The following is a 21,676-nucleotide window of genomic DNA, read 5'->3' as shown; positions in this document are numbered from 1 at the left end:
TCGCCCGGCGATCACCGGCTGAACTACGGGTGTAGTTGCGTTCTGGGCAGTGATGTCGCATCATGGGGGCGTCTTCGGCGTGCCCGGAACTTGAAGACGCGGAAGGCCCCGACCACTCGTATGTCGGGGCCTTCGTCGTGACGGATGTCAGATACTCGCCAGGATCGCCGCCCGGCGGTCCTGGTACTCCTCGTTGGTGATCGCGCCCACAGCCTTCAGCTGGTCCAGCGTCGCCAGCCGCGATGCCACATCCTGCGCCCCCGCCGGAGCCGGCACCGCAGCAGCAGGAGCCGGGGCCTTCGCCGTCGCGAGAACCATGCGCAGACGACTCGACACAGCCTCACCATGCTGCTTCGGCACATGCCGGATGTCCGCGCGATTGCCCGACGCGTACACCGTCAGCGTGCCCATGAGCATCCTGCCGGTCCACTGCACGGACGAGATGTTGCCGAGCGGGAAGTCCTCCAACGTCTGCGACATGATCCCGTTCTTGTAGAAGATCAGCCGCATGTTCGTCAGCGCCACCAGGCCAGCCCCGCCGTCGTAGGTACCCGTGGCGAGCATGTCGACAGTCTCGCCCTCCCACAGCACGCTCGGCAGCTGCTCGATCTCCCGCTTGGACCCGATCGCCGGGCCGGCCTTCTCCGCCGCCTCATCGATGTCCGGGCGCACGTTGAACTTGCCCATCCCCACCCCTTTCTCGTGGACCGGATCGTATCCGTCCACCCTGCCCGCGCGGAGGTGAACCGTGGGAGCCAACAACCAGCACACGCGCCCCGTCACCGACGAGGAACGCACCCGGATCCGCGAGCTCCACGCCCAGGGCCTCGGCCGCAACGCCATCGCCCGCGAGCTCGGTCGCGGTACGCGCACCATCAGCGTCGAGGCCGCGGCCATGAACCTCGTCTTCGACCGCGCAGCCACCGAGGCCGCGACCGCAGCCCGGAAGGCCGACCTCGCCGAGAAACGGGCGATCCTGGCCGATGCCCTCGCCGACGACGCGCTGCGCCTGACCGAGCAGTTGTGGCAGCCGACCTTCGTCTACAGCTTCGGCGGCAAGGACAACGTCTACGAGGAGCACCGCGTACCCGAGCCGCCGCCGGCCGACAAGCGCGCGCTCATGGCCGCGGCGACGGCCGCCGCCGCGCAGTCGCTGCGCCTGGTCCCGCCGGAGACCGACCAGCAGGGCCTCGCGGCCGTCGACGCCTGGCTCCGAGACATGATGGGCGGAGGCGGGGCCCCGGCGGAGTAGCCGACCGGAAGGGGGTACGCCGTGTACTCAGCCCTCGCCGGGAAGCAGCTCCGCTCCACCATGCTCGCGACCGCGCGCGGCAATCTCTGGGAGGGCGCAGTCCGGTCGTCGAAGACGATCAGCTCGATCCTGGTGTGGCTGAGGTACGTCCGTACCGGGCCGGCCGGACCGCTGCTCATGGCCGGGAAGACCGAGCGGACCCTGAAGCGCAACATCATCGACCCGATCATCGAGATGGTCGGCAGCCACCGCTGCGTGTACAAGTCCGGCGTCGGCGAGCTGGTCCTCTTCGGCCGAACGATCTACGTGGCGGGCGCCAACGACGAGAGGGCCGCCGAGAAGATCAAGGGCCTCACCCTCGCCGGCGCCTACCTCGACGAGGTGACCACCTTCCCCGAGAGCTTCTTCGCGATGCTCGGCACCCGCCTGTCCGTACCGAACGCGCAGTGGTACGGAACGACAAACCCCGAAGGCCCGAACCACTGGCTGAAGAAGAAGTACCTCGACCGCGCCCGGCTGCACCTGCGCCGGGACGGCACGATCGCCGAGTCCCAGGACCCAGCCGCGATCGACCTGCACCGCTTCAGCTTCAGCCTGGACGACAACCCGTTCCTGCCCGCTCCATACGTCGAGGCCCTGAAGATCGAGTACACCGGCCTGTTCTACCGGCGGTACATCCTCGGCGAATGGTGCCTGGCCGAGGGCGTCGTCTACGACATGTTCGACGAGAAGAAGCACGTCGTCGACCTGCTCCCCGACATCAGCCGCTGGATGTGCGTCGGCCTGGACTACGGCACGATCAACCCCTTCGCCGCGCTGCTTGTCGGGGTCGGCGCTGACAACCGGCTGTACGTCGCAAGCGAGTACCGGCACGACTCCCGCACCGCGCGCCGCCAGTTGACCGACGCGGAGTACAGCGAGGGCCTGCGCGGCTGGCTCGCCTCGTACGAGCACCGCGGCACCAAGGGCGTGCAGCCGCAGTGGGTGTTCGTCGATCCGAGCGCCGCGAGCTTCATGACGCAGCTGTGGGCCGACGGCGTCCCCGGCGTGGCGAAGGCCGACAACACCGTGAAGGACGGCATCCGCTCGGTATCGGTCGCCCTCGGGCAGAACGTGCTGTCGGTCCACCGCTCATGCAAGGGCCTGCTCGGAGAACTTCCGGCATACGCCTGGGACGAGAAGGCCGCGGCGGCCGGCGAGGACGCCCCGCTGAAGGTCGACGACCACAGCGTGGACGCCCTCAGGTACGCCCTGCACTCCACGGCGCACGAGTGGCGCTCCCTCATCCGCTCGAAGCTGGAGGTGGCCGCATGACGGCGGAGATTTCCCTCCCCGTGCACGTCCGGGTCGGTGCTGGCCCAGAGCTCCAGCTCGGCACCATCACCCTGGGTGCGGCGGGCCACACCGTCCACTCTCACGAACTGCGGACCGAGTTGGCCGCGTTTCACCGCGCGGTCGCAGACGCGCTCGACCACCCGCCCCAGGACGACCAGGAGGTGAACGATGCCGCTGCCTGACAAGGGCGCCGCCTGGCCTCCCGTCAACCCTGTGATCTCCTCAGACATGGCTGACTGGGCCGCCTGGTACTCCGCCAACCCCGAGCGGCTCACCGCCCACTACCGCAACCGGCGCAGTCTCGGCCGTCCGTACGGCCGGCCTGAGAACCGGCCGTCGCAGTACCGCGGTGGCGTCGTCGGCGCGGTGTCCCGCTGGTTCTGGGGCGAGCCGACACCGCTCGGCGATCGGCGCGCGAACCTGCACATGCCGCTCGCCCGCGACATCGCCCGGACATCGGCCGATCTGCTGTTCTCCGAGCCGCCCACCCTGATCACCTCGTCGACGACCACCCGGCAGCGGCTGGAGGAGCTCATGGTGGGCGGGCTGCGCCGGACTCTGATCGCCCAGGCCGAAGCCACCGCCGCGCTCGGCGGCGCCTATCTGCGGATCATGTGGGACACCGACATCAGCGATCGCCCCTGGACCACGATGGTCCGCGGCGATGACGCCGCACCAGAGTTCTTCGGCGACCGGCTGCGCGGGGTCACCTTCTGGAAGGTCATCGGGGTCGACGGCTCCAAGGTCATCCGCCACCTCGAGCGCCACGAGCCCGGTGTCATCCTGCACGGGGTGTACGAGGGCACCGAGGACAACCTCGGCAGCCCCGTCGACCTCGGCGCCTTCCCGGAGACCCGCTCCCTGAAGCCGGTCATCGAGCTGCCGATCGGGAAGCGCCTCGCCTGCGTCTACATCCCGAACACCGTGACAGCACCAGACTGGCACGACGTGCCCGGCGCGGCCGGCCTCGGCACCTCCGACTTCCAAGGCGCGGAGACCTTCCTGTCCGGTGTCGATGAGGCGTACACGAGCTGGATGCGCGACATCCGGCTCGCCAAGTCGCGCATCCTCGTGCCGTCCGGCTACCTCCAGTCCGTCGGGCCCGGCCAAGGCGTTGCCTGGGAGGACCGCGAGGTCTTTGCCGAGATGAACATCCCACCTACGAGCGATCACCAGATCACCCTCAACCAGTTCAAGATTCGGTTCGAGGAGCACCGGGCCACGATCGAGGACTGGGTGGGCAAGGTCATCCGGAACGCCGGCTACTCCGGCGGCACCTTCGGCGACGACGGCGACGGCGCCGCCGTGACCGCCACCGAGGTCAAGGCCCGCAGCGCTCGGAGCATGTCCACCCGCGCCCGCAAGAGCGAGCTGGAGGCCGTCGGCATCGCCGAACTCGCCGAGACCATCCTCATCCTGGAGAACTCGACGATGTTCCCCGGCCTGCCGTCGGTCGAAGTCGAGCGACCCGAGGTGCGGTTCGCGGACTCCGTCCAGGACGACGTGAAGTACCTGGCCGAGACAGCGGAGCTCCTCGCCCGCGCGCAGGCCGCGTCCACGGAGACCCTTGTCCGTCTGGTGAACCCGGGCATGCCGGCCGAGGAGCAGGCCAAGGAGGTCCGGCGGATCCTGGGCGAGACGGGCAGGGACACCGCCGACCCCGCACTGACCGGATCCGAAGGCATTGGCGCGCCCGGCTTCAACCAGGGCGGTGGGGAGGAGGCCTGATGCCCGTCTCCCCCGCCATGGCGGAAGACCTCGCGGCCGCAGTCGCCAAGCTGTACGCGGACGCTGAGTTCGCGCTCCTGGAGAAGCTCCGCGACGCCTTGATGCAGGGTATCGACAGCCCACTGTGGGCGGAGATCAAGCTCCGCAGCATCGGGGACCTCCGGGCCGCCGTCGAGGAAGTCACCACCACGCTCCAGCAGGACGCGACCGGGGCCGTAGGCCGCGCGCTCGCCGAGGCGTACGGCCGCGGTCGACAGGCCGCAGTCGCTGAGCTGGGCGCGCTCGACATCGGCCGCGAGCTCCAGGCCCGCGCGGTGCTCCCCGGGGCGCCGGCCGTGGACCGGCTCGCGGCGTCGTACGCGCAAGACACCCGGCCGCTGTACGTGCGGATCACCCGCGTCGTCCTCGACGTGTACCGGTCGACCGTCGCCCGCGCCTCCACGTCCGCGCTGCTCGGCGGTCTCACCCGCCGGCAGGCGACCCAGCGGGCGCTCGACACCTTCGCGCAGCGGGGGGTCACCGGCTTCGTGGACTCTGCGGGCCGGTCGTGGGAGCTGGCCGCGTACGCAGAGATGGCTGTCCGCTCCGTCACCGCACGGGCCGCGGTCGAGGGGCACATCGACGCGCTGACCGAAATCGGCGTGGGGCTGGTGATTGTGTCGGACGCACCGCTGGAGTGCCCGCTGTGCGCGCCGTGGGAGGGCGAAGTCCTCTCCTTGGGACCGGAGTCGGGGCCGCGGACGGTGCGGGCGGAGAAGGCGGTCCAGCCGACCGGGCTGCGCGCGGCGCTCCGGCCGCCGGAGACGGTGGCCGTGCACGTGGCCGGCAGCCTCACCGAGGCGCGCGCGTCGGGGTTGTTCCATCCGAACTGCCGACACAGCCTGAGCGCCTTCTTTCCCGGGGTGACGACCCGGCCGCCGCACCATGCAACGCCGGGGACGACGTACGCGGACACGCAGCGGCAGCGGGCGATCGAGCGGCACATCCGGGCGTGGAAGCGTCGTCAGGCCGCGGCGACGACCGACGCGGACCGGAAGCGCGCGGGGGTGTTCGTGCGGCGGTGGCAGGCCCAGGCGCGCGTACATGTGGCCGCGCACCCGGACCTCCGCCGCAAGTCCGCCCGAGAACAGATCGGGCAGGCGCACTGAGCTACCGGCGGCCGCCCAACTGGCCGCCGATCGTCCGGATCGAACCGGAGTCGTCCGGAGCGATGTCCACGACGGCAATCGTGGCGTACGCCTGCGCGAGCTGGAGAGCGCGCTCCCCGAGCCCCTTGTTCGCCGCCTCCTTCACGGCGGTGAGAAGTGCGGCCTTGGCGTCGTTGGCGAGCTTCTGCTCGCTGCTGGTGTCGGTCATGGCTCGACGGTAACCCCGGCCACCGACATTGATCCCCCCGCTCTTCTCTCCGCCTGGTGCGGAGGGAGCACTCGGCCCGCCTGGTGCGGGCCACGAACCACCCCCTTCCTCAGGTCGGCCAGGCGCCGGCCCCCGACGCGCCCCAGGAGGGCACGACCATGCCGAAGCGCACCCTCGCCCGTCACCACCGTCTCGACGGCAGCGGCTGGGCACACCCCTACGCCACCACCCCGTGGTCCCCGTACCTGTACGCGGACGGCGGGAACACAGGCGGATCCGAATCCGGATCCGAGGCGGACGCGACCGGACAGCAGTCCACTGAGCAGGGCGGATCCCAGTCCGGGCAGACGGACAGCACCGGATCCGGCACCGGACAGGGGGCCGGACAGCAGTCCGGCAAGGGCAGCGCCGGCGACCCGGCCGCAGAGATCGAGCGGCTGAAGAAGGACCTCGCGGACGCCCGTAAGGAAGCCGCGAAGGACCGCACCACCGCCAAGCAGCAGGCCGCCGACGACGCCGTGAAGCAGCTCACCGAGAAGCTCGGCAAGGCCCTCGGGCTCGTCAAGGAGGACACCCCGCCGGACCCCGCCGCGCTCGCCAAGGCCATCGAGCAGAAGGACGCCGCGCTCACCGAGCACGCCGCCCAGCTCCGCGCCAAGGACATCGAACTCGCCGTCTGGACCCGCGCGGACAAGGCCGGCGCGAAGGCGGCTGCCCTGCTCGACTCCCGCTCGTTCCTGCGGGCGATCAGCGGGCTCGACCCGACGGACAAGGACTTCACGTCCGCCCTCGACGAGGCCATCAAGACCGCCGTCAAGGACAACCCCGGCTTCGCGGCCCAGCAGGCCAGCCGCTCCGGCGGCGACCTGTCCGGCGGCACCGGCGAGAGCCGCGCGAAGCGCTCGGGCTCTCTGTCCGGCGCCGTCTCGCACCACTACCAGACCTGACCCCACCTGAGGAGCACCTCATGCCCATCACCCTTGCCCAGGCGCAGGTGAACACGCAGACCGACGTCGACTACGCCGTCATCGACAACCTCCGCCGGTACAGCTGGCTGCTCGACCAGATCGTCTTCGACGACACGGTCAACCCGGGCACCGGCGGCGGCACCCTCACCTACGGGTACACCCGGCTCACGGCCGCCCGGCAGGCTGCGTTCCGCGCCCTCAACAGCGAGTACACGGCCGGGCAGGCCACCCGGGCCCGCTCGTCCGTCGAGCTCAAGCCGCTCGGCGGCCGGTTCGACATCGACCGCGTTCTCGCCCGCCTCGGCGCCGCGCAGACCAACGAGATCACGTTCCAGATGCAGCAGCTGCTCACGGCCACCCGGACGAAGTTCCAGGACGAGCTCATCAACGGCGACGTGGCAGTCGACGTCAACGGCTTCGATGGCCTGGACAAGGCACTGACCGGTACGAGCACCGAGTACCTTCCGGCCTCCGAGGGCGTCTCCACCGGCTACCTCGACTGGACCCGCGGCACCATCGACACCCAGGCCGAGGCCATGGCCCAGCTCGACCTCGTCGACGACTTCCTCAGCCGGATCATCCCCTCGCACACCGGCGGCGGCGACCAGGGCGAGCCTGGCGCGCTGCCCCCGGGTGTGAAGGCGATCCTCGGCAACACCAAGTCCATCACCCGCATGCGGGCGCTCGGCCGCTGGGCCGGCATCTACACCCAGACCAAGGACGACCTCGGCCGCGAGATCGAGTCCTACGGCCCGTGGCGGCTCATCGACCTCGGCGACAACGCCCTCGGCACCGCGCCGATCATCCCGATCGAGACCCGCGACGCGGACGGCGGCGGCGCCGGCGGCAACATCACCGGCCTCACCGACCTGTACGCCGCGTCCTTCGGCCTGGACGCGCTGCACGGCGCGAGCGTCGCCGGGAAGCCGCTGGTCGAAACGTGGATGCCGGACTTCACCACCTCGGGCGCCGTCAAGTCGGGCGAGATCGAGATGGGTCCGGTCGCCATGGTGCTCCGCAACACCAAGGCGTGTGGCGTCCTGCGGAACATCAAGGTCCAGTAGGAGGGCACCTCATGAACCGGTACCACGTCACTGCGCCCGACCCGGGCTTCAGCGGGGAGTTCTGCGGCGTCGCCTTCACCGACGGCGCCGCGGTCGTCTCCGACGACACCAAGGAGGGCCGGGCGGCGATCGAGTACTTCCGCCGCCGCGGATACGTCCTGGACGCCGCTCCCGACGCCAACTCGTCCGCCGGACGGGACACGGCGGGCGACGATGAGCCGTTCGACCCGGCGGCGCACGACGCCGCCGAGGTGATCGACTACCTCAACACCCTGGACGAGGACCCCGAGGTCGACGCGGAGGCTGAGTTCGCGCGCGTCATCGCCTCCGAGCGTGCGAGCAAGGCCCGCAAGACCGTCCTCGCCCTGGCCGAGGAGGGCTGATCCATGCCCCTGACCTCGTCCCTGTCCATCGCGGCAGACGCCACCCTCACCAGCTCACTGGACCTGACGACGGCGTCCGCGCCGCTGTCGGTCCGCTCGGCGACGAGCTGGGCGACCGGCACCGGCGCGGGCAAGGCCGACAAGGTGTTCTCCGACCGACGTCAGCTCGCGGCTTCGGCCACCGAGGACCTGGACCTCGCCGGGGTCCTCCTCGACGCCTTCGGGCAGGCCATCACCTTCGCCCGCATCAAGGGCCTGATCATCCGGGCCGACGCCGCGAACACCAACAACGTGATCCTCGGCAATGCCACGTCCAACGCGTGGGCGGCGCTCCTCGGCGCCACCGGCACGCTCACCCTCCGGCCGGGCGCCTCGCTCGGCCTGAACACCGGCCCGGCCGACGCCACCGGCTACGCCGTCACCGCCGGGACCGGCGACATCCTCAAGGTCGCGAACAGTGGCGGGGGCACAACGGTCACGTACGACATCGTCCTGATCGGCGCGTCCGCGTAGAGAGGTGGTCGCCATGGCCCGCGTCTACGCGACCGCCGCCCAGTACACCGCATACACCGGACAACCGGCCCCGGAGGGTATCGAGACGCTGCTTGCCGGGGCCTCCCGGATGCTCGACCGGCACGTGTTCCGCTTCTGCTCGTACGACGTCGACAGCGTCACGGGCATGCCCTCGAACGCAGTGGTGGCGCAGGCGTTCGCCGAGGCAGTGTGCGCGCAGGCGGAGTGGGGCGACGAGATCGGCGACACCACCGGCGCGGCCGGCGCCGGGTGGGGCTCGGTGAAACTCGGCTCGGCCGAGCTGAGCCGATCCGTGACCGCCGTGTCCGGAGCGGACGCTCCCGGCCGACAGGTGGCAGACAAAGTCTGGGACAGCCTCATCGCGCCGGACCTCACCCCGGACATCTTCGTGCTCGGGGCGGTGGCCTCGTGAAGCTGCCAGGGATCTGGCTGCGGCACGAGGTCACAGTGGAGCCGTACTTGGGGGTCGGCCCGTCCGGCCCCCAGTACGGGCCCCCGGTCGGAGTGCGGGCCTTCGTCGAGGAGAAAACCCGCCTCGTCCGCTCCCCCGAGGGCGACGAGGTCATCTCATCCGCGACCTTCTACGCCCGGCTGGAGACGGTCTGCCCGGCCAAGAGCCGCGTTCGGTTGCCGTCGGGCCGCCGTACGGCCGTCATCGCCAGCCTGCGGCACGACGGCGGCGGCTTGCCCACTCCTGACCATCTGGAGGTACAGCTCGTATGAGTCCGCAGCATGCACGCATGTCCTGGCAGGGCGACCGGCTGTGGACCAGCCGCGGCCGACGTGCGGCGTCCCGTGGCCTGGAGCGGGCGCTGGAGTACACGCTGGGCGTCTCGAACTCCCGCGTGCCGCTGGAGGAGGGAACCCTGGAGCGGTCGGGCCGCGTCGACGTCAACGGACTCGACGGCGTGATCACCTACGACACCCCATACGCCGTCCGGCAGCACGAAGAGCTGACCTGGCGCCATCTACCTGGGCGCCAGGCGAAGTACCTGGAGTCGGCGATGAACGACTCGCGTGACGTGATGCTCCGGCTCATGGCCGTCTCGCTGCGGGACTGGCTGCGCGGCTAGTCGAGCAGAGGGTCGGCTTCCTGCCAGCGCCTGACGAATTCCCGCCCTTTAGGCGTGAAGGCGAAGTACAACTCCACCTGCTGACCGCCGAACGAGATCTGCCCGAAGCGCTCGCCGGGGACCCGCCCGATGACGCCGTCAGCCACGAGGTTGCGCAGGAGCAGTGTGATGCTGCGGTGGATCGGAAACGCCGCGTCCGGTGGAAGCTTGACGGCCTCCTCCAGTAGGCGCCGTTCAAGGTCGCTGTAGCGGCCGTTGAGGACCGCAAGGTTGTCCTTGTACCGGAGGATGGACGCCTTCGGGATCTCCTTCTTCTGATCGAACCGCGTGTGGCAGTTCGGGCACAGCGCGATCAGATTGTCGAAGGTGTGCTCCTGCACCTTCGCGTACGGCTCGATGTGTGCGAGCTCGGTCGTCGTCGCCCGGCATGTCGGCACGGCACACGCGTAGCCGGCCTCTTCGAGCACGGCGCGCTTCATCGCGGCGGGGATCGCCGATCTTCCTTCTGGCATCTCTGCACCGTACGGCTCGGGTCAGCCCCCTGTCACCGCTTTCGTTGACCTCCAGGAGGTGACTCGGTGGCCTACACCCGGGATCTCTTGGACGGCCTCGCCGTCCTGCTGGCCGCCGCCAGCCTCGGCGTCTACCGGCCCGGCGGCATCTACGAGCCCGACGAAGACATCACCGCGATCGGCTACGGCACCCGGCCCGAGGCGCCGGACCGAATCCTGTGGCTCAGTCCGTACCCCGTCGAGGACTCCGACCTGACCGACGTCACCACCGGCATCCAGATCTGGATCCGCACCGGCCCCGACCCGCTCGATGCCACCGACATCGCCGACGCCGTCTTCGACGTGCTCCACAACCGGCAGGGCTTCGCACTCGGCGGCACCCAGGTCCAGCTGGTGTGGCGCCAGTCGCAGGCCCTTCTCGGCCAGGACCCGCACGGCCGGCAGGAGATGACCGCGAACTACTACCTCCGGGCCCAGCGGCCCGGCTCCCACTTGATCGACTGAGGAGGACAGCGTCATGTCGACGCCGACTGAGACCGCGCTCGCCCGCAGGTGGCGCATGGACATCAACATGGGCACCGACGCCTCCCCGGACTGGCAGCTGTGCCCCGGGATCACCGAGTTCCAGCCCCAGTTCCCCCCGAACATCGAGAACTCCAGCTCGTACGACACCGACGGTTGGGCCGAGAACACGAAGACTGCGCAGGAGTGGTCCGTGGAGGCCACGTTCAACCGGAAGAAGAGCCCGGACTCGACCACCTACAGCCCGGTCCACGAGAAGCTGCGCATCGCCAGCTTCTCGTACGGCTCCGCCAGCGAGGTCGGCGTCCGGTTCTACGACCGCCAGGGGCTGCCCGAGGCCTACCAGGGCAAGGCACTGGTGACCTGGGAGCCGCAGGGCGGCGAGTACACGGCCCTCGACCAGGTGCAGGCCACCCTCACCGGAACCGGCGTCCTCAACCTCATCGCGAACCCGGTGGCCCCCTGATGGCCGGCGGGTTCAAGGTTCTGGAGGAGTTCCTCGGCGACTCCCTCGACCTGCCCGTGAAGTGCCGAGACGGCAAGGTCCGCACCTTCCACATCCCGGGCCCGTCCGCCGAGGACGGCCTGAAGGTCGAGAAGCTGATGGAGGCCGGCCTGAAGATGGCCGCCGCCCCGGACGCCGAGCCGGACACTGCCGCGCTCGACGACCTCGCCGAGCTGAACCTGTACGAGGCCGCCCTCGGCGACACCTTCGGGGAGCTGCGCGCCCACCTCGACTGGCCTCGTTTCCGGCATGTCGCCCTCACGGCCGTCATCTGGATCAGCCAGGGTCTCGACGCCGCCGAGAGCTTCTGGAACTCCGGCGGCGACCCTTCTCAGGCCGGCCCGGCGAACCGAGCGGAGCGCCGGGCCTCATCCCGTGCGGCGAAATCGACCCCGTCACGGGCCTCGCGGAGTGGTACGAGCACCCCGCGGGCTACCGGCCGGTCCCGCAAGGCCGCCCAGACCTGACGTGGGCGGCGCTCCTGGAGCAGTGGGCGCTGATCGAGGCGGACCTCCACGAGACCTACGGCATCGACGTCGGCGACCGGGAGCTGCTGCGGGCCCGCTCGTGGCGCTGGCTCCGGGTCCGGATCCTCGGCCTGCTCTCCTCCGAGACCCGCGTCTCGCGGCACTTCGCGCCGCCCGAACCCAAGAACCCGACGAAGGGGGTGCGGTAGATGGCACTCACCGTCGGTGAACTCGTCGGCGTGCTCCGCGCAGACGACTCCGGATGGCGCGCGGGCCTCGCCTCCGCACGCCTGCGCATGCGCGGTCTCACGGTCGACACCGAGGGTCAACTCCGCGACCTCCGAGGCCGGTTCATCTCCGAAGGCGAGGCCGCCGGCCGCGGGTTGGCGGACGGCATCCGGCACTACTCCGGCGTCGCGGTCACGGTGCTGAAGAAGATCGGTCCGGCCGCCGCGAGCGTGGGAGCCGGGCTGCCGTCCGTCGCCGCTCTCGCCGCAGCCCTGGGCGGTCTCGCCGCAGGTGCCACGGCGGCCGGCCTGGCCGTCGTAGCGTTCAAGGTGGCGGTGAAGCCGCAGGTTGCACTGATGCAGGAGGCGGCCGAGGCCGCGGACAAGCTCGCGGCGGCGCAGGAGGACGAGGCCCGTAAGGCGCAGCTCGCCGCGAAGCTGAAGTCCCAGGGCTCCGACCTCGCAACGAAGGCCGAGAAGGCCTATCAGGCGGCCCGGCTCAAGACCAAGGACGCCGAGCTGGCGTTTCAGCGGCAGACGGCCGGCATGCCGAAGGCCACGCGGGATGCGGCGCTGGCGCAGGCGCAGCTGAAGGCGGCCACCGAGGAGTGGTCGGCGTCGATGTCAGGTACGACGATGCCTCTGTACACGCGCGGCCTGAACCTCCTGCGGTCGCTGCTCCCGACCTTGACGCCGTTCGTGAAGGCCGCCGCGAGCGCGCTGGGCGAGATGCTCGGCAAGGTCGAGAAGGGCGTGAAGGGCGCCCGGTTCAAGCAGTGGACGGCCGACATGGCCGCCGCGTCCGGCGGGGCGCTGAAGAACTTCATCACCTCGATTGGCAACCTCGCCAAGGGCTTCGCCGGGCTGATGCAGGCCTTCCTGCCGACGTCTACCACCGTGACCGGCGGCATGGTGGCCATGACCGGCGCCTTCGCGAAGTGGGGCACCGGCCTGAAGGACAGCGAGGGATTCGGCCGCTTCCTGGAGATGGCGCGTCAGGGTGGCGGCCTGGTGATGAACCTGGCCAAGGCGCTCGGCGCGCTCCTGGTAGCCGCAGCCCCGCTGATGGGCGCGCTCACCCAGGTCGCCAACGCACTGGCCACCGTCATCAGCAACACTCCGACTCCAGTCCTCACGGCGATCGCCACGGTGCTCGTGGCGGCGAAGGTCGCCTCGATCGCGTACGCCGCCGGCGCCCGGGTCGCGGCGGCGGCGAACGCGCTCATGGCCTCGTCGGCGTGGGCCGCGATCGCGGGTTGGACGCGCATGCTGGCCGTCGGCCTGGTGGCGTACGCCCGGCTCGCGGCAGCGGCCACGGTGGCGGCCGCCCGGACCGCTGCGGCGTGGATGGGCGCCGCGCTGCGCGGCATGGTCACCTTCGCCGCGCAGCTCCTCCGGACGGCCGCCGTCGCCGTCGGCCAGTTCGTGCTCATGGCGGCCCGCGCCGTGATCTGGGCCGCGGTCATGGCCGCACAGTGGCTCATCGCCATGGGTCCGATCGGCTGGGTGATCGCGGCCATCATCGGCCTGACGGTCCTGATCATCGCCAACTGGGACAAGATCAAGGAGTACTCGGGGAAGGTCTGGGACTGGCTCTGGACCAAGATCAAATCGATCGGGTCCTTCATCCTCAACTACATCCTGGGCTGGAAGATCGTCTCCTACTTCCTCTCGCACTGGGACCGGATCAAGACGGGCGTCGCCACCAAGGCCTCACAGCTCCTGACATGGGTCAAGGGCCTGCCCGGCCGTCTCGTCCGCGCCATCGGCTCCCTCAACTCCCTGCTCTACGACAAGGGCCGGGACATCGTCAACGGCCTGTGGCGAGGCATCCAGGCCATGGGCGGATGGCTGCGCTCCACCCTCATGGGCTGGGCCCGCAACTTGATCCCGGGCCCGATCGCCAAGGCCCTCGGCATCGCCAGCCCGAGCAAGGTCATGGCACGCGAGGTCGGCCGCTGGATCCCCGCCGGCATCGTCCAGGGCATCGAGGCCGGTGCACCCGCCGTCGACCGCACCATGGCCAACCTCGTCACCCCGGCCCGCCCCACGACGACCGCCAACGTCTCAGGCAGTGCCATGAACGGGGCCTACGGAGCACGCCGAACCGCGCCGACCGTCATCGAGCTCCGCTCGGACGGCACCCGCTTCGGCGACCTCCTCGTCGACGTACTGCGCCAGTCGATCTCACACCGAGGCGGCGACGTCCAACTCGTCCTCGGACAACGCAAGTAGGAGGTTTCATGGCGTTCCCGGACACGCCCCTCGGGGCGCGCGTGGAGATGGCGATCGGAGGCGTGTGGACGGACATCACGTCCGACACCTACACCCGCGCCCCGATCACCATCACCCGCGGGCGCCCGGACGGCGCGTCGGTGACCGACCCGGCGCGCTGCTCGCTGACCCTCAACAACAAGGACGGCAAGTACAGCCCGCGCAACCCGCGCTCCCCGTACTACGGGAAGATCGGCCGCAACACGCCAATCCGGGTGTCCGTCCCCGGGGCCGAGCCGTACCTGCACGTACCCGAGGGCGTCGCCGGCCGGGCCACGACGCCGCATCACGCCTCCCTCGGGATCACCAGCGACCTCGACATCCGCGTCGACGTCGCGCCGGTCCTGTGGGCGGGCGCCGGTATCGGATACGAGCTCGTCGGAAAGTACGCCTCCGCCGGCGGCCGGTCGTGGCGGCTGATGGTCACCGGCGAAGGCCAGCTCATGCTCACCTGGTCGCCCGACGGCACGAACAGCCTGGAGCACCGCTCACCGAAGATCCGGCCCCTCGCACAGCGCCAGGCCGTCCGCGCCACCCTCGACGTCTCCAACGGTCTCGGTGGATACACCGTCTCGTACTACCTCGCCGACACCCTCGCCGGCCCCTGGCATCTCATCGGCCAGACGGTCACCACCAGCGCGCCCACCGCCCTCTTCAACTCCGGGTCGGCGCTTGAGGTCGGAGACATCGCGGCGCTCGGCTACACGAACCACGAGCGCCGCATCTACGGCGTCGAGATCCGGTCCGGCATCGACGGCCTCATCGTCGCGAACCCGTCCTTCAGTGACCAGGCGCCGGGCACCACCAGCTTCGCCGACGGGACGGGCAAGACCTGGAGCATCGCCAATGGGGCCAGCATCAGAGACAGGCAGCATCGATTCGTCGGCGAGGTGTCCTCATGGCCGCCCCGCTGGGCGCCGTCCGGACAGGACGTCTGGGTCACTCTCGACGCGTCCGGTACGCTGCGGCGACTCAGCCAGGGCCGCAAGGCACTCGGCAGCACACTGCGCCGCCGCCTGCCCAGCCGGGCGTCGCTGCTCGCGTACTGGCCATGCGAGGACGCCGCAGGTGCCACCCACGCCTACTCGCCGCTCGCCAACAACCGCCCCCTGCGCGTGTCCGGGTGGGACTTCGGCCAGGACGACACCCTCGGCGGCTCGGCCCCCCTCCCGGCGATCGCGCCCGGCGGCACCATGCGCGGAGCCGTCCCCCCGCCCACGCCAGCATCGACCGCATGGTCGCTGTGCATGCCGTACCACGTGGACGGCACCCCACCGGCTGCCGAGCAGGAGATGCTCTCGTGGCAGACCACGGGCACGGTCCGCCGGTGGCGACTGACCATGGGCGCCACCGGGAGCCACGTGTTCGGGTACGACGCTGCCGGCGATCTCATCGTCGATGTGGGTATCGGCAGCGACGCCGAGTTCTTCGACGGATGGTGGCGCCTGGAGTTCAACGCCCAGCAGAGCGGCAGCAACGTCAGCTGGCAGGTCGCGTGGACACAGGTGAACGGCGGCACCACGGGAATCAGTAACGTGTACGCGGGCAGCGTCGGCCAGGTCACTCAGGTTGACACCCGGTTCGGCGCCGGACTGCCGGACATCCGCGTCGGCCACATCACCGTTTGGTCCCAGGCGTTCGTCATCGGTCCCGCGTACGCCTTCGCGGACCACGGCTTCGTGGGAGAGGCCGCTTCCGACCGCCTCGTCCGGCTCAGCACCGAGGAGTCTGGGACCGTGCGTGTGGCGGTCTACCAGGACCGGGAGTTGCTCAGTCAGGCCATGGGGCCACAACCGCCGGCCACGCTGCTGGACCTGCTGCGGGAGTGCGCCGACAGCGACGGCGGCCTGCTTGCGGAGGCCCGGGAGGACGCCTCGCTCGTGTACCGCGAACGGGCCACCCTCTACAACCAGACCCCGAAGCTGATCTTGGCGTACGGAGATGTCGAACCCGACCTCGACCCTGTGGAGGACGATCAGGGCACCCGCAACGACCGCACCGTCAACCGCATCCGCGGCTCCTCAGCCCGAGCGGTGCTGGAGACAGGGCCGATGTCCGTGCAGGCCCCGCCCGACGGTGTCGGCGTGTACGACGACTCGGTCGACCTGTCCCTCGCCTCAGACGACCAGATCGAGCCGATCGCGTGGTGGCTTCTGCACCTGGGCACGTGGGACGAGGCCCGCTACCCGACGATCCGGCTGGCGCTGCATAAGCGGCCTCACCTGATTCGGGACTTCCTGGCGTTGGAGTTGGGCGACCGCGTCCAGATCACGGGCCTGCCCCCGTGGCTGCCGCCCGGCCCGATCGACCTCCTGGTGCAGGGCATCACCGAGACACCGGGCGTCCGTACGTGGTACGTGACTCTGACCTGTGTCCCGGCCGGGCCGTGGACCGTGGCGGTCACCAGCGACCCCGAGCGCGGGCGCCTGGACAGCAGCGGCTGCACGCTCGGCGGCGCTGGGGCGACGACGACGGCTACGACCCTGACCCTCGTCACCGCGCCTGGGCTGCAGCGCTGGATTGACTCCGCCGCCTTCGGCAGCCAGTTCCCGTTCAACGTGGTCGTCGGCGGCGAGGAGGTGACTGTCACCGCGATCACCGGCACCACGACCACGCAGACCGCGACCGTCGTCCGCTCGGTCAACGGCGTCGTGAAGTCTCACCCGGCCGGGACGAAGGTCTCGCTGGCCCAGCCTGTTCCCCTCGCTCTCTGAGGAGCTTCCCGTGCCCTACCCGTCCCTGTATGCCGGGCAGATTCTCACGCCCGAACTGCTCTCGTCGCTCATGCCGCTGGAAGTCACCAAGCTGGCCGACGAGCAGCGGACCAACGCGACCATGGCAGCTGACTCCGAACTCGCCCTGTCCGTAGCGGCGAACGCGCGGTACGAACTCACCGGCTACGTGATCTACAGCCAGAACGCCGGCGCGAGCGCGACGACCGGCGCCAACTTCGGCTGGTCCGGGCCTGCAGGCGCCACCCTCCAGTGGACGAGCGGCGGCACATCGGGGCCCGCGAACTTGACGACCCAGGACGTCACCGCAGGCAATCTCTCCTCCGTCCGCGGCCAGCCCGCCAACGGGATCACCCGCATGGCGATCATCCCCGTCGGCACGCTCATCACGGCCGGCGCGTCCGGCACCTTCGCGTTGCGGTGGGCCCAGGTCGCCACCAACGCCGTGCCCACCTACGTACACGCCGACTCCTGGATCCGCCTGCGCCGCGTCGCCTGACCCGCCCACCACTACCCGCCCCGCGCCGATCCGGCCGGGGCTTTCGTGATCTCTGGAGGCCCCGTGCCCGAGCGCCACCCTGCCGTCGCCAACGTGCTGCGGTACTTCGCCTACGACCACCTGCGCACGCCACTTCGCGAGATGAGCCAGCTCTACGCGGAGCTCGCCCACGGTCTGGCCGACTTGCCCAATCTCGACGGCCCGGAACTCACCGTCGCGCTCCGCAAGCTCCTGGAGTCCAAGGACGCCGCCGTCCGGGCCGCGCTCCCGACGAGGAAGGACACCGCCTGATGGCCACTCCCCTGACCGCGGACCGGCTGCTCGCCGCGCTCCGCGCCGAAGGCGTGACCGTCGTCGAGCACGACGGCTGGCGCACCCACCACCGCAACCAGGCCGGCGCCTGGGGGCCGGTGGTCGGCGTGATGATCCACCACACCGTGAGCTCCGGCACCAGGTCCTCGGTCGAGCTCTGCTACAACGGCTACGAGGGCCTGCCCGGCCCGCTGTGCCACGGCGTCATCGCCAAGGACGGCACCGTCCACCTCGTCGGCAACGGCCGCGCCAACCACGCAGGCGGCGGCGACCCGTCCGTCCTCCAGGCCGTCATCACCGAGACCTACCGCGACCGGCCTCCCGCCCCCCGCAAGCACCAGGGCAGCGACGGCGCCGTCGACGGCAACAGCCGGTTCTACGGCTTCGAGTGCATCAACCTCGGCAACGGCACCGACCCGTGGCCGGCCGAGCAGCTGCTCGCGATCGAGCGCGTCTCGGCCGCGCTGTGCCGGGCCCACGGATGGGGCGCCCGCTCCGTGATCGGCCACGCCGAGTGGTCCGACTGGAAGACCGACCCGCGCGGCGTCAGCATGCCGGGCATGCGCGGCCGGGTCGAGAAGCGCCTCGCCACCGCCCCGGGCAAGCCCAAGCCCCCGGCCGCCAAGCCCACGCCCAGGCCGCAGTACGAGCCGTTCCCCGGCACGTCGTTCTTCAAGGCCAACCCGGACTCGCCGATCGTGACCGCCATGGGCCGGCGCCTCGTCGCCGAGGGCTGCGGCCGGTACAAGGTCGGGCCCGGCCCGCGCTGGTCGGAGGCCGACCGCCAGTCCTACGCCGCCTGGCAGCGCAAGCTCGGATACCGGGGCGACGACGCCGACGGCTGGCCCGGCAAGACCTCCTGGACCGCTCTCAAGGTCCCCAAGATCAAGTGAAGGAGCACCCCCACATGAGCACCGCCACCAAGCGCACCGTCCGCACCATCCTCCAGGGCGCCGTCGGCATCGCCGTCGTGCTGCCCGCGATCGTCGACGCCTCCGGCATCCCCGCGTCCCTGCCGTGGGTTGTCGGCGCCCTGGCCGTCGCGGGCGGCCTCGCCCGCGTCATGGCCCTGCCCGGGGTCGAGCAGCTGCTCGACCGCGTCGGCCTCGGCCTCGTCGACAAGGGAGGCCCGGCCTCATGACCACACCCTCGCCCGCCGAGCCCGTCGCGGTGGCCGTCGAACTGGAGCGGCTCCGCGGCACGATGGAGGCCGGCTTCGCTCGGGTCGACGGCTCGCTCGCTCTCCTCGTCCAGCGTGGTGACCAGACCGACAAGCAGCTCGCCGACCACGAGACCCGCCTCGACGCCCTGGAGCGCGGTCGCTGGCCGCTCCCATCGATCGCCGCCGTGTGCGGCCTGGCCGGCCTCGGGATCGCCCTGTACGAGCTCGCAGCCCGCTGAACCACCGCGCCCCCTCCGCCACGGCGGAGGGGGCAGCTTCGTCGTTCCTCGGGGCCTACCCTGCCTCGTCTGGTGAGGACCGAGCAGCTCGTCGACCGCCGGAGCCCAGCGGCTGAGGCATAGGCACAGCCCACCAGCGAGCCCTCCCTTGCACGCCTGTGCTGGGGCCCTCATGCGCCGGGGGGCGTCAGCGGATGACGGTCACCTTCTCCACCTGGGGACCCTTGGTGCCTTCGGCGAGTTCGTACTCGACCCGCTGATTGTCCTCCAGGCTGCCGCTTCCTCCCGGGAGGGCTGAAGCCGGGACGAACGCGTCCGGCCCTCCATCATCGGGGGCGATGAAGCCGAAGCCCTTCTCCGCGTTGAACCATTTCACAATGCCCTGATGGACCATCTCCACAACCTTCCGTAAGCCCGAGGCGGTCGCCCCGGCGCGGATTGGATCATCTCCGTGCGCACACCACCCATGCGCCCGCGAGGGCCCGGTCACCCGCCCGGGTGACGGCCGAGCGTCACCGGCACGCTGTGGGCGCGCTGCGTGACCGGCAGACGGGAGTCCCGGCCGACCCGCAGAGGCCGGCCGGGACTCCTCATCCGGTCGAGGCGGGGTCAGGCCGGGAGCGTCTCGTGAATCTCCCGTACGGCCGTCGGCGAGAGCTTGGGATCGTTGGGCCTGCCGGCGAACGCAAGCCCGGAGCGGTAGTTCACCACCTGCAGCCACCCGGCCGAGGCATGCTTCCCGGTGTCCGCAGTGCCATCCGGGAAGTCGGCGTGACTGCCGTCAGCGAGGTCGTAAAGGCGCTCCGGCTTGTCCAGGTACAGACGCACGTGGATGTGGCCGAAGAGTCGCTGGGCCTGGTTGACCTTCACGGAGGCGATCTTGTCCAGGCCCGTCGCCGCGAGCGAGTACGTCTTCTCGTCCCACGGTACGAAGCAGCTCTCGCCCTTGAAGTCCGGTTCGCTGTACAGCGTCACACCATCAGCCATCAACATGTCCCTTCTCGAAGGCGCGCCCGCTGTGCCTGCGATCACACACGGCGGGCGCCAGTAAGGGTCGAATGGTAGCGCTCCGTATTCGATTAGACACGGTGCGTGACAGAGTCTGTCAAGTCCATCCGGCGCCCCCGCTCGGGAATCAGCTCGCCCCCCCCCGGCTCCCCCTCCACCCCCGGGCGAAGGGGCGACTTCCGCCATGCGGGACCACTGTGGGCCTGGCCGTTGCTCTCGGCGCTGAAGGCGCGCTTCACCCTCAGGTCCACCGAGGGGTGCGATCACGACGCGAGTCCGCATAGCCTGAGGCCAGACCCCAGGGGGGCGTCCTAGAGGAGTAGCGATGCCCCGTCCGATGTGGACCGGCGCGATCAGCTTCGGTCTCGTCACCGTGCCGATCAGCCTGGAGCCGGCGACCGAGTCGCACGACGTCCACTTCCGGCAGATCCACCTGGAGGACGGCGGCCGGATCCGCTACCAGAAGCGGTGCGACATCGACGGCGAAGTCCTCACCGAGGACCAGATCGGCAAGGCCTACGAGGTCGACAAGGAGACCTTGATCCCGATCACGGACGAGGACCTGGCGACCATGCCGCTGCCGACCGCCAAGGCCATCGAGATCGTCGCCTTCGTCGACGCCGACTCCATCGACCCCGTCTCCTACGGCGCCGGCGACTACTACGCCCGGCCCAGCGGCCCGGTCGCGGCCAAGCCCTACACCCTCCTCCGCAAGGCCTTGGACCGCACGGAGAAGGTGGCCGTCGCGAAGTACGCGCTCCGCGGCCGCGAGCGCCTCGGGCTGATGCGGCCGCTCGGCGAGGCGCTGGTGATCCAGGGCCTGCACTGGGGCGACGAGATCCGCTCTCCCGCCTCGATCGCCCCGCCCGACACCGAGATCACTGATCAGGAGATCGAGGGCGCGCTCGCGCTGCTGGAGACGATGAGCCTGGAGCACCTGGCCGACCTCGGGGACGCGCTGAAGGACCACTACACCGAGGCCCTGCATGAGGTGATCGAGGCGAAGGCGGAGCACCGCGAACCGAAGGCCGTGGCGGGCGAAGAGGCGCCGACCGCGCCGGTCGTCGACCTGATGGCGGCGCTGGAGGCCAGTGTGGCGAAGGCGCGGGAGTCGCGCGGCGAGGGCGGTGCGCCCGGCACGGTGCACGAGATGCCGAAGCCGAAGAAGAAGGCCGCGGCGAAGAAGCCTGCCGCAGCGAAGAAGGCCCCCGCCAAGAAGACGGCGGCGAAGACCACGTCGGGCCGCCGGAAGTCGGCGTAGACGCTCTGGCGGGCGGGGAGCTTCCGCCGGGCGCGCGGAATTCGTGGTGTGGATGTACTTTGTGCCGCCGCCCCGCCGGACGGCGGAGGGAAGGAGCACCACCATGCCCGAGGTCCCAGCACAGCTCGTGCGGCAGTACGTACGCCTTCACGAGAGGCTTGACAAGGCGGCGCAGGAAGGTGACCTACTCACCTTCACGGCCGCCTGGAATGCCTTGAAAACGGCCTCAGAGGAGTACTCCTGGGCGCTGAAGGCGAGCGGCT

28 protein-coding genes are annotated in these 21,676 nt (G+C 70.4%); 23 read left to right on the top strand and 5 right to left on the bottom strand.

Going from position 1 to position 21,676, the window contains the following annotated elements:
- Positions 1 to 147: 147 nt before the first annotated feature.
- Positions 148 to 687 carry a PH domain-containing protein gene (locus ACFY7C_RS11990; RefSeq protein ID WP_389647698.1) on the bottom strand — a complete coding sequence of 180 codons (540 nt, stop codon included), beginning with the start codon at positions 685 to 687 and terminating at the stop codon, positions 148 to 150.
- Between the two features lie 61 nt (positions 688 to 748).
- Between ACFY7C_RS11990 and ACFY7C_RS11985 the strand changes: the two genes are divergently transcribed.
- From ACFY7C_RS11985 to ACFY7C_RS11965, 5 genes are read left to right on the top strand one after another with little or no spacing between them, the layout of a single operon-like run.
- A complete protein-coding gene (locus ACFY7C_RS11985; protein ID WP_389647695.1) occupies positions 749 to 1,252 on the top strand; it encodes a helix-turn-helix domain-containing protein in 504 nt (167 codons plus the stop codon).
- A gap of 21 nt (positions 1,253 to 1,273) precedes the next feature.
- Complete coding sequence (locus tag ACFY7C_RS11980; RefSeq protein WP_389647692.1) at positions 1,274 to 2,566, top strand: PBSX family phage terminase large subunit; 1,293 nt, start codon at positions 1,274 to 1,276, stop codon at positions 2,564 to 2,566.
- On the top strand, positions 2,563 to 2,769 hold the full coding sequence (locus ACFY7C_RS11975) for a hypothetical protein (RefSeq protein WP_389647689.1): 207 nt from the start codon (positions 2,563 to 2,565) through the stop codon (positions 2,767 to 2,769). The genes ACFY7C_RS11980 and ACFY7C_RS11975 overlap by 4 nt, the downstream gene beginning before the upstream one ends.
- Positions 2,770 to 2,815: 46 nt before the next feature.
- The gene (locus ACFY7C_RS11970; protein ID WP_389647686.1) at positions 2,816 to 4,315 is read left to right on the top strand and encodes a capsid protein; all 1,500 of its coding nucleotides are present in this window, start codon (positions 2,816 to 2,818) and stop codon (positions 4,313 to 4,315) included.
- The gene (locus tag ACFY7C_RS11965) at positions 4,315 to 5,463 is read left to right on the top strand and encodes a phage minor capsid protein (RefSeq protein WP_389647683.1); all 1,149 of its coding nucleotides are present in this window, start codon (positions 4,315 to 4,317) and stop codon (positions 5,461 to 5,463) included. Before ACFY7C_RS11970 ends, ACFY7C_RS11965 begins: the two co-directional genes overlap by 1 nt.
- A 1-nt stretch (position 5,464) precedes the next feature.
- Here the strand turns inward: ACFY7C_RS11965 and ACFY7C_RS11960 are convergent, their stop codons facing one another.
- The gene (locus ACFY7C_RS11960) at positions 5,465 to 5,671 is read right to left on the bottom strand and encodes a hypothetical protein (protein WP_389647680.1); all 207 of its coding nucleotides are present in this window, start codon (positions 5,669 to 5,671) and stop codon (positions 5,465 to 5,467) included.
- Between the two features lie 158 nt (positions 5,672 to 5,829).
- Here ACFY7C_RS11960 and ACFY7C_RS11955 point away from each other — a divergent pair, with 158 nt between their 5' ends.
- Genes ACFY7C_RS11955 through ACFY7C_RS11925 form a run of 7 tightly spaced genes read left to right on the top strand, consistent with a single transcriptional unit; the run spans position 5,830 to position 9,693 of the window.
- Entirely contained in the window at positions 5,830 to 6,618 is a 789-nt protein-coding gene (locus tag ACFY7C_RS11955) for a hypothetical protein (RefSeq protein WP_389647676.1), read from the top strand.
- A gap of 20 nt (positions 6,619 to 6,638) precedes the next feature.
- A complete protein-coding gene (locus ACFY7C_RS11950; RefSeq protein ID WP_389647673.1) occupies positions 6,639 to 7,703 on the top strand; it encodes a major capsid protein in 1,065 nt (354 codons plus the stop codon).
- Positions 7,704 to 7,714: 11 nt separating this feature from the next.
- Positions 7,715 to 8,086 (top strand): hypothetical protein, encoded by a 372-nt coding sequence (locus tag ACFY7C_RS11945; protein WP_389647670.1) that lies wholly within the window; start codon positions 7,715 to 7,717, stop codon positions 8,084 to 8,086.
- A gap of 3 nt (positions 8,087 to 8,089) precedes the next feature.
- On the top strand, positions 8,090 to 8,599 hold the full coding sequence (locus tag ACFY7C_RS11940) for a hypothetical protein (RefSeq protein ID WP_389647667.1): 510 nt from the start codon (positions 8,090 to 8,092) through the stop codon (positions 8,597 to 8,599).
- Between the two features lie 13 nt (positions 8,600 to 8,612).
- Positions 8,613 to 9,032, top strand: coding sequence for a hypothetical protein (locus ACFY7C_RS11935; protein WP_389647664.1), 420 nt, complete (start codon positions 8,613 to 8,615; stop codon positions 9,030 to 9,032).
- Positions 9,029 to 9,343, top strand: a complete 315-nt coding sequence (locus ACFY7C_RS11930; protein ID WP_389647661.1) for a hypothetical protein — start codon at positions 9,029 to 9,031, stop codon at positions 9,341 to 9,343. Before ACFY7C_RS11935 ends, ACFY7C_RS11930 begins: the two co-directional genes overlap by 4 nt.
- A 17-nt stretch (positions 9,344 to 9,360) precedes the next feature.
- On the top strand, positions 9,361 to 9,693 hold the full coding sequence (locus ACFY7C_RS11925; protein WP_389647658.1) for a hypothetical protein: 333 nt from the start codon (positions 9,361 to 9,363) through the stop codon (positions 9,691 to 9,693).
- On the opposite strand, the gene ACFY7C_RS11920 is transcribed toward ACFY7C_RS11925, so the two are convergent.
- Positions 9,690 to 10,205 (bottom strand): HNH endonuclease, encoded by a 516-nt coding sequence (locus ACFY7C_RS11920; protein ID WP_389647656.1) that lies wholly within the window; start codon positions 10,203 to 10,205, stop codon positions 9,690 to 9,692. The two genes, ACFY7C_RS11925 and ACFY7C_RS11920, sit on opposite strands and share 4 nt — an antisense overlap.
- 66 nt (positions 10,206 to 10,271) lie before the next feature.
- Between ACFY7C_RS11920 and ACFY7C_RS11915 the strand changes: the two genes are divergently transcribed.
- From ACFY7C_RS11915 to ACFY7C_RS11870, 10 genes are all read left to right on the top strand, one after another.
- Entirely contained in the window at positions 10,272 to 10,709 is a 438-nt protein-coding gene (locus ACFY7C_RS11915; protein WP_389647653.1) for a minor capsid protein, read from the top strand.
- Between the two features lie 13 nt (positions 10,710 to 10,722).
- Positions 10,723 to 11,193 (top strand): phage tail tube protein, encoded by a 471-nt coding sequence (locus tag ACFY7C_RS11910; RefSeq protein WP_389647650.1) that lies wholly within the window; start codon positions 10,723 to 10,725, stop codon positions 11,191 to 11,193.
- The gene (locus tag ACFY7C_RS11905; protein WP_389647647.1) at positions 11,193 to 11,699 is read left to right on the top strand and encodes a hypothetical protein; all 507 of its coding nucleotides are present in this window, start codon (positions 11,193 to 11,195) and stop codon (positions 11,697 to 11,699) included. Before ACFY7C_RS11910 ends, ACFY7C_RS11905 begins: the two co-directional genes overlap by 1 nt.
- Positions 11,700 to 11,908: 209 nt before the next feature.
- Positions 11,909 to 14,161, top strand: coding sequence for a hypothetical protein (locus ACFY7C_RS11900; RefSeq protein WP_389647644.1), 2,253 nt, complete (start codon positions 11,909 to 11,911; stop codon positions 14,159 to 14,161).
- Between the two features lie 8 nt (positions 14,162 to 14,169).
- Positions 14,170 to 16,914: a hypothetical protein gene (locus ACFY7C_RS11895; RefSeq protein WP_389647641.1), complete on the top strand. Its 2,745-nt coding sequence runs from the start codon at positions 14,170 to 14,172 to the stop codon at positions 16,912 to 16,914.
- A 10-nt stretch (positions 16,915 to 16,924) separates the two neighbouring features.
- Positions 16,925 to 17,431 (top strand): hypothetical protein, encoded by a 507-nt coding sequence (locus ACFY7C_RS11890; protein WP_389647638.1) that lies wholly within the window; start codon positions 16,925 to 16,927, stop codon positions 17,429 to 17,431.
- Positions 17,432 to 17,494: 63 nt separating this feature from the next.
- Complete coding sequence (locus tag ACFY7C_RS11885) at positions 17,495 to 17,722, top strand: hypothetical protein (RefSeq protein WP_389647635.1); 228 nt, start codon at positions 17,495 to 17,497, stop codon at positions 17,720 to 17,722.
- Complete coding sequence (locus ACFY7C_RS11880; protein ID WP_389647632.1) at positions 17,722 to 18,636, top strand: peptidoglycan-binding protein; 915 nt, start codon at positions 17,722 to 17,724, stop codon at positions 18,634 to 18,636. The genes ACFY7C_RS11885 and ACFY7C_RS11880 overlap by 1 nt, the downstream gene beginning before the upstream one ends.
- A 14-nt stretch (positions 18,637 to 18,650) precedes the next feature.
- On the top strand, positions 18,651 to 18,884 hold the full coding sequence (locus ACFY7C_RS11875; RefSeq protein ID WP_389647629.1) for a hypothetical protein: 234 nt from the start codon (positions 18,651 to 18,653) through the stop codon (positions 18,882 to 18,884).
- The gene (locus ACFY7C_RS11870) at positions 18,881 to 19,144 is read left to right on the top strand and encodes a hypothetical protein (protein ID WP_389647627.1); all 264 of its coding nucleotides are present in this window, start codon (positions 18,881 to 18,883) and stop codon (positions 19,142 to 19,144) included. Before ACFY7C_RS11875 ends, ACFY7C_RS11870 begins: the two co-directional genes overlap by 4 nt.
- Before the next feature lie 187 nt (positions 19,145 to 19,331).
- Here the strand turns inward: ACFY7C_RS11870 and ACFY7C_RS11865 are convergent, their stop codons facing one another.
- Positions 19,332 to 19,538: a cold-shock protein gene (locus tag ACFY7C_RS11865; protein ID WP_389647624.1), complete on the bottom strand. Its 207-nt coding sequence runs from the start codon at positions 19,536 to 19,538 to the stop codon at positions 19,332 to 19,334.
- A 215-nt stretch (positions 19,539 to 19,753) separates the two neighbouring features.
- Positions 19,754 to 20,131, bottom strand: a complete 378-nt coding sequence (locus ACFY7C_RS11860) for a hypothetical protein (RefSeq protein ID WP_389647621.1) — start codon at positions 20,129 to 20,131, stop codon at positions 19,754 to 19,756.
- 346 nt (positions 20,132 to 20,477) lie between these two features.
- On the opposite strand from ACFY7C_RS11860, the gene ACFY7C_RS11855 reads away from it, so the two are divergent.
- Entirely contained in the window at positions 20,478 to 21,413 is a 936-nt protein-coding gene (locus tag ACFY7C_RS11855; RefSeq protein ID WP_389647618.1) for a Ku protein, read from the top strand.
- Positions 21,414 to 21,676 lie beyond the last annotated feature (263 nt).

It is taken from the genome of Streptomyces sp. NPDC012769 (assembly GCF_042901205.1).
Lineage (GTDB): Bacteria > Actinomycetota > Actinomycetes > Streptomycetales > Streptomycetaceae > Streptomyces.
Note: the sequence above shows the minus strand (reverse complement) of the source record. Positions and strands in the feature narration are given on the sequence as shown.

Coding starts and splice junctions, on each gene's coding strand:
- ACFY7C_RS11990 (WP_389647698.1), bottom strand. CDS start 687: ATGGGCAAGTTCAACGTGCGCCCGGACATCGATGAGGCGGCGGAGAAG.
- ACFY7C_RS11975 (WP_389647689.1), top strand. CDS start 2,563: ATGACGGCGGAGATTTCCCTCCCCGTGCACGTCCGGGTCGGTGCTGGC.
- ACFY7C_RS11970 (WP_389647686.1), top strand. CDS start 2,816: ATGGCTGACTGGGCCGCCTGGTACTCCGCCAACCCCGAGCGGCTCACC.
- ACFY7C_RS11965 (WP_389647683.1), top strand. CDS start 4,315: ATGCCCGTCTCCCCCGCCATGGCGGAAGACCTCGCGGCCGCAGTCGCC.
- ACFY7C_RS11960 (WP_389647680.1), bottom strand. CDS start 5,671: ATGACCGACACCAGCAGCGAGCAGAAGCTCGCCAACGACGCCAAGGCC.
- ACFY7C_RS11955 (WP_389647676.1), top strand. CDS start 5,830: ATGCCGAAGCGCACCCTCGCCCGTCACCACCGTCTCGACGGCAGCGGC.
- ACFY7C_RS11950 (WP_389647673.1), top strand. CDS start 6,639: ATGCCCATCACCCTTGCCCAGGCGCAGGTGAACACGCAGACCGACGTC.
- ACFY7C_RS11945 (WP_389647670.1), top strand. CDS start 7,715: ATGAACCGGTACCACGTCACTGCGCCCGACCCGGGCTTCAGCGGGGAG.
- ACFY7C_RS11940 (WP_389647667.1), top strand. CDS start 8,090: ATGCCCCTGACCTCGTCCCTGTCCATCGCGGCAGACGCCACCCTCACC.
- ACFY7C_RS11935 (WP_389647664.1), top strand. CDS start 8,613: ATGGCCCGCGTCTACGCGACCGCCGCCCAGTACACCGCATACACCGGA.
- ACFY7C_RS11925 (WP_389647658.1), top strand. CDS start 9,361: ATGTCCTGGCAGGGCGACCGGCTGTGGACCAGCCGCGGCCGACGTGCG.
- ACFY7C_RS11920 (WP_389647656.1), bottom strand. CDS start 10,205: ATGCCAGAAGGAAGATCGGCGATCCCCGCCGCGATGAAGCGCGCCGTG.
- ACFY7C_RS11910 (WP_389647650.1), top strand. CDS start 10,723: ATGTCGACGCCGACTGAGACCGCGCTCGCCCGCAGGTGGCGCATGGAC.
- ACFY7C_RS11905 (WP_389647647.1), top strand. CDS start 11,193: ATGGCCGGCGGGTTCAAGGTTCTGGAGGAGTTCCTCGGCGACTCCCTC.
- ACFY7C_RS11900 (WP_389647644.1), top strand. CDS start 11,909: ATGGCACTCACCGTCGGTGAACTCGTCGGCGTGCTCCGCGCAGACGAC.
- ACFY7C_RS11895 (WP_389647641.1), top strand. CDS start 14,170: ATGGCGTTCCCGGACACGCCCCTCGGGGCGCGCGTGGAGATGGCGATC.
- ACFY7C_RS11880 (WP_389647632.1), top strand. CDS start 17,722: ATGGCCACTCCCCTGACCGCGGACCGGCTGCTCGCCGCGCTCCGCGCC.
- ACFY7C_RS11875 (WP_389647629.1), top strand. CDS start 18,651: ATGAGCACCGCCACCAAGCGCACCGTCCGCACCATCCTCCAGGGCGCC.
- ACFY7C_RS11870 (WP_389647627.1), top strand. CDS start 18,881: ATGACCACACCCTCGCCCGCCGAGCCCGTCGCGGTGGCCGTCGAACTG.
- ACFY7C_RS11865 (WP_389647624.1), bottom strand. CDS start 19,538: ATGGTCCATCAGGGCATTGTGAAATGGTTCAACGCGGAGAAGGGCTTC.
- ACFY7C_RS11860 (WP_389647621.1), bottom strand. CDS start 20,131: ATGGCTGATGGTGTGACGCTGTACAGCGAACCGGACTTCAAGGGCGAG.
- ACFY7C_RS11855 (WP_389647618.1), top strand. CDS start 20,478: ATGCCCCGTCCGATGTGGACCGGCGCGATCAGCTTCGGTCTCGTCACC.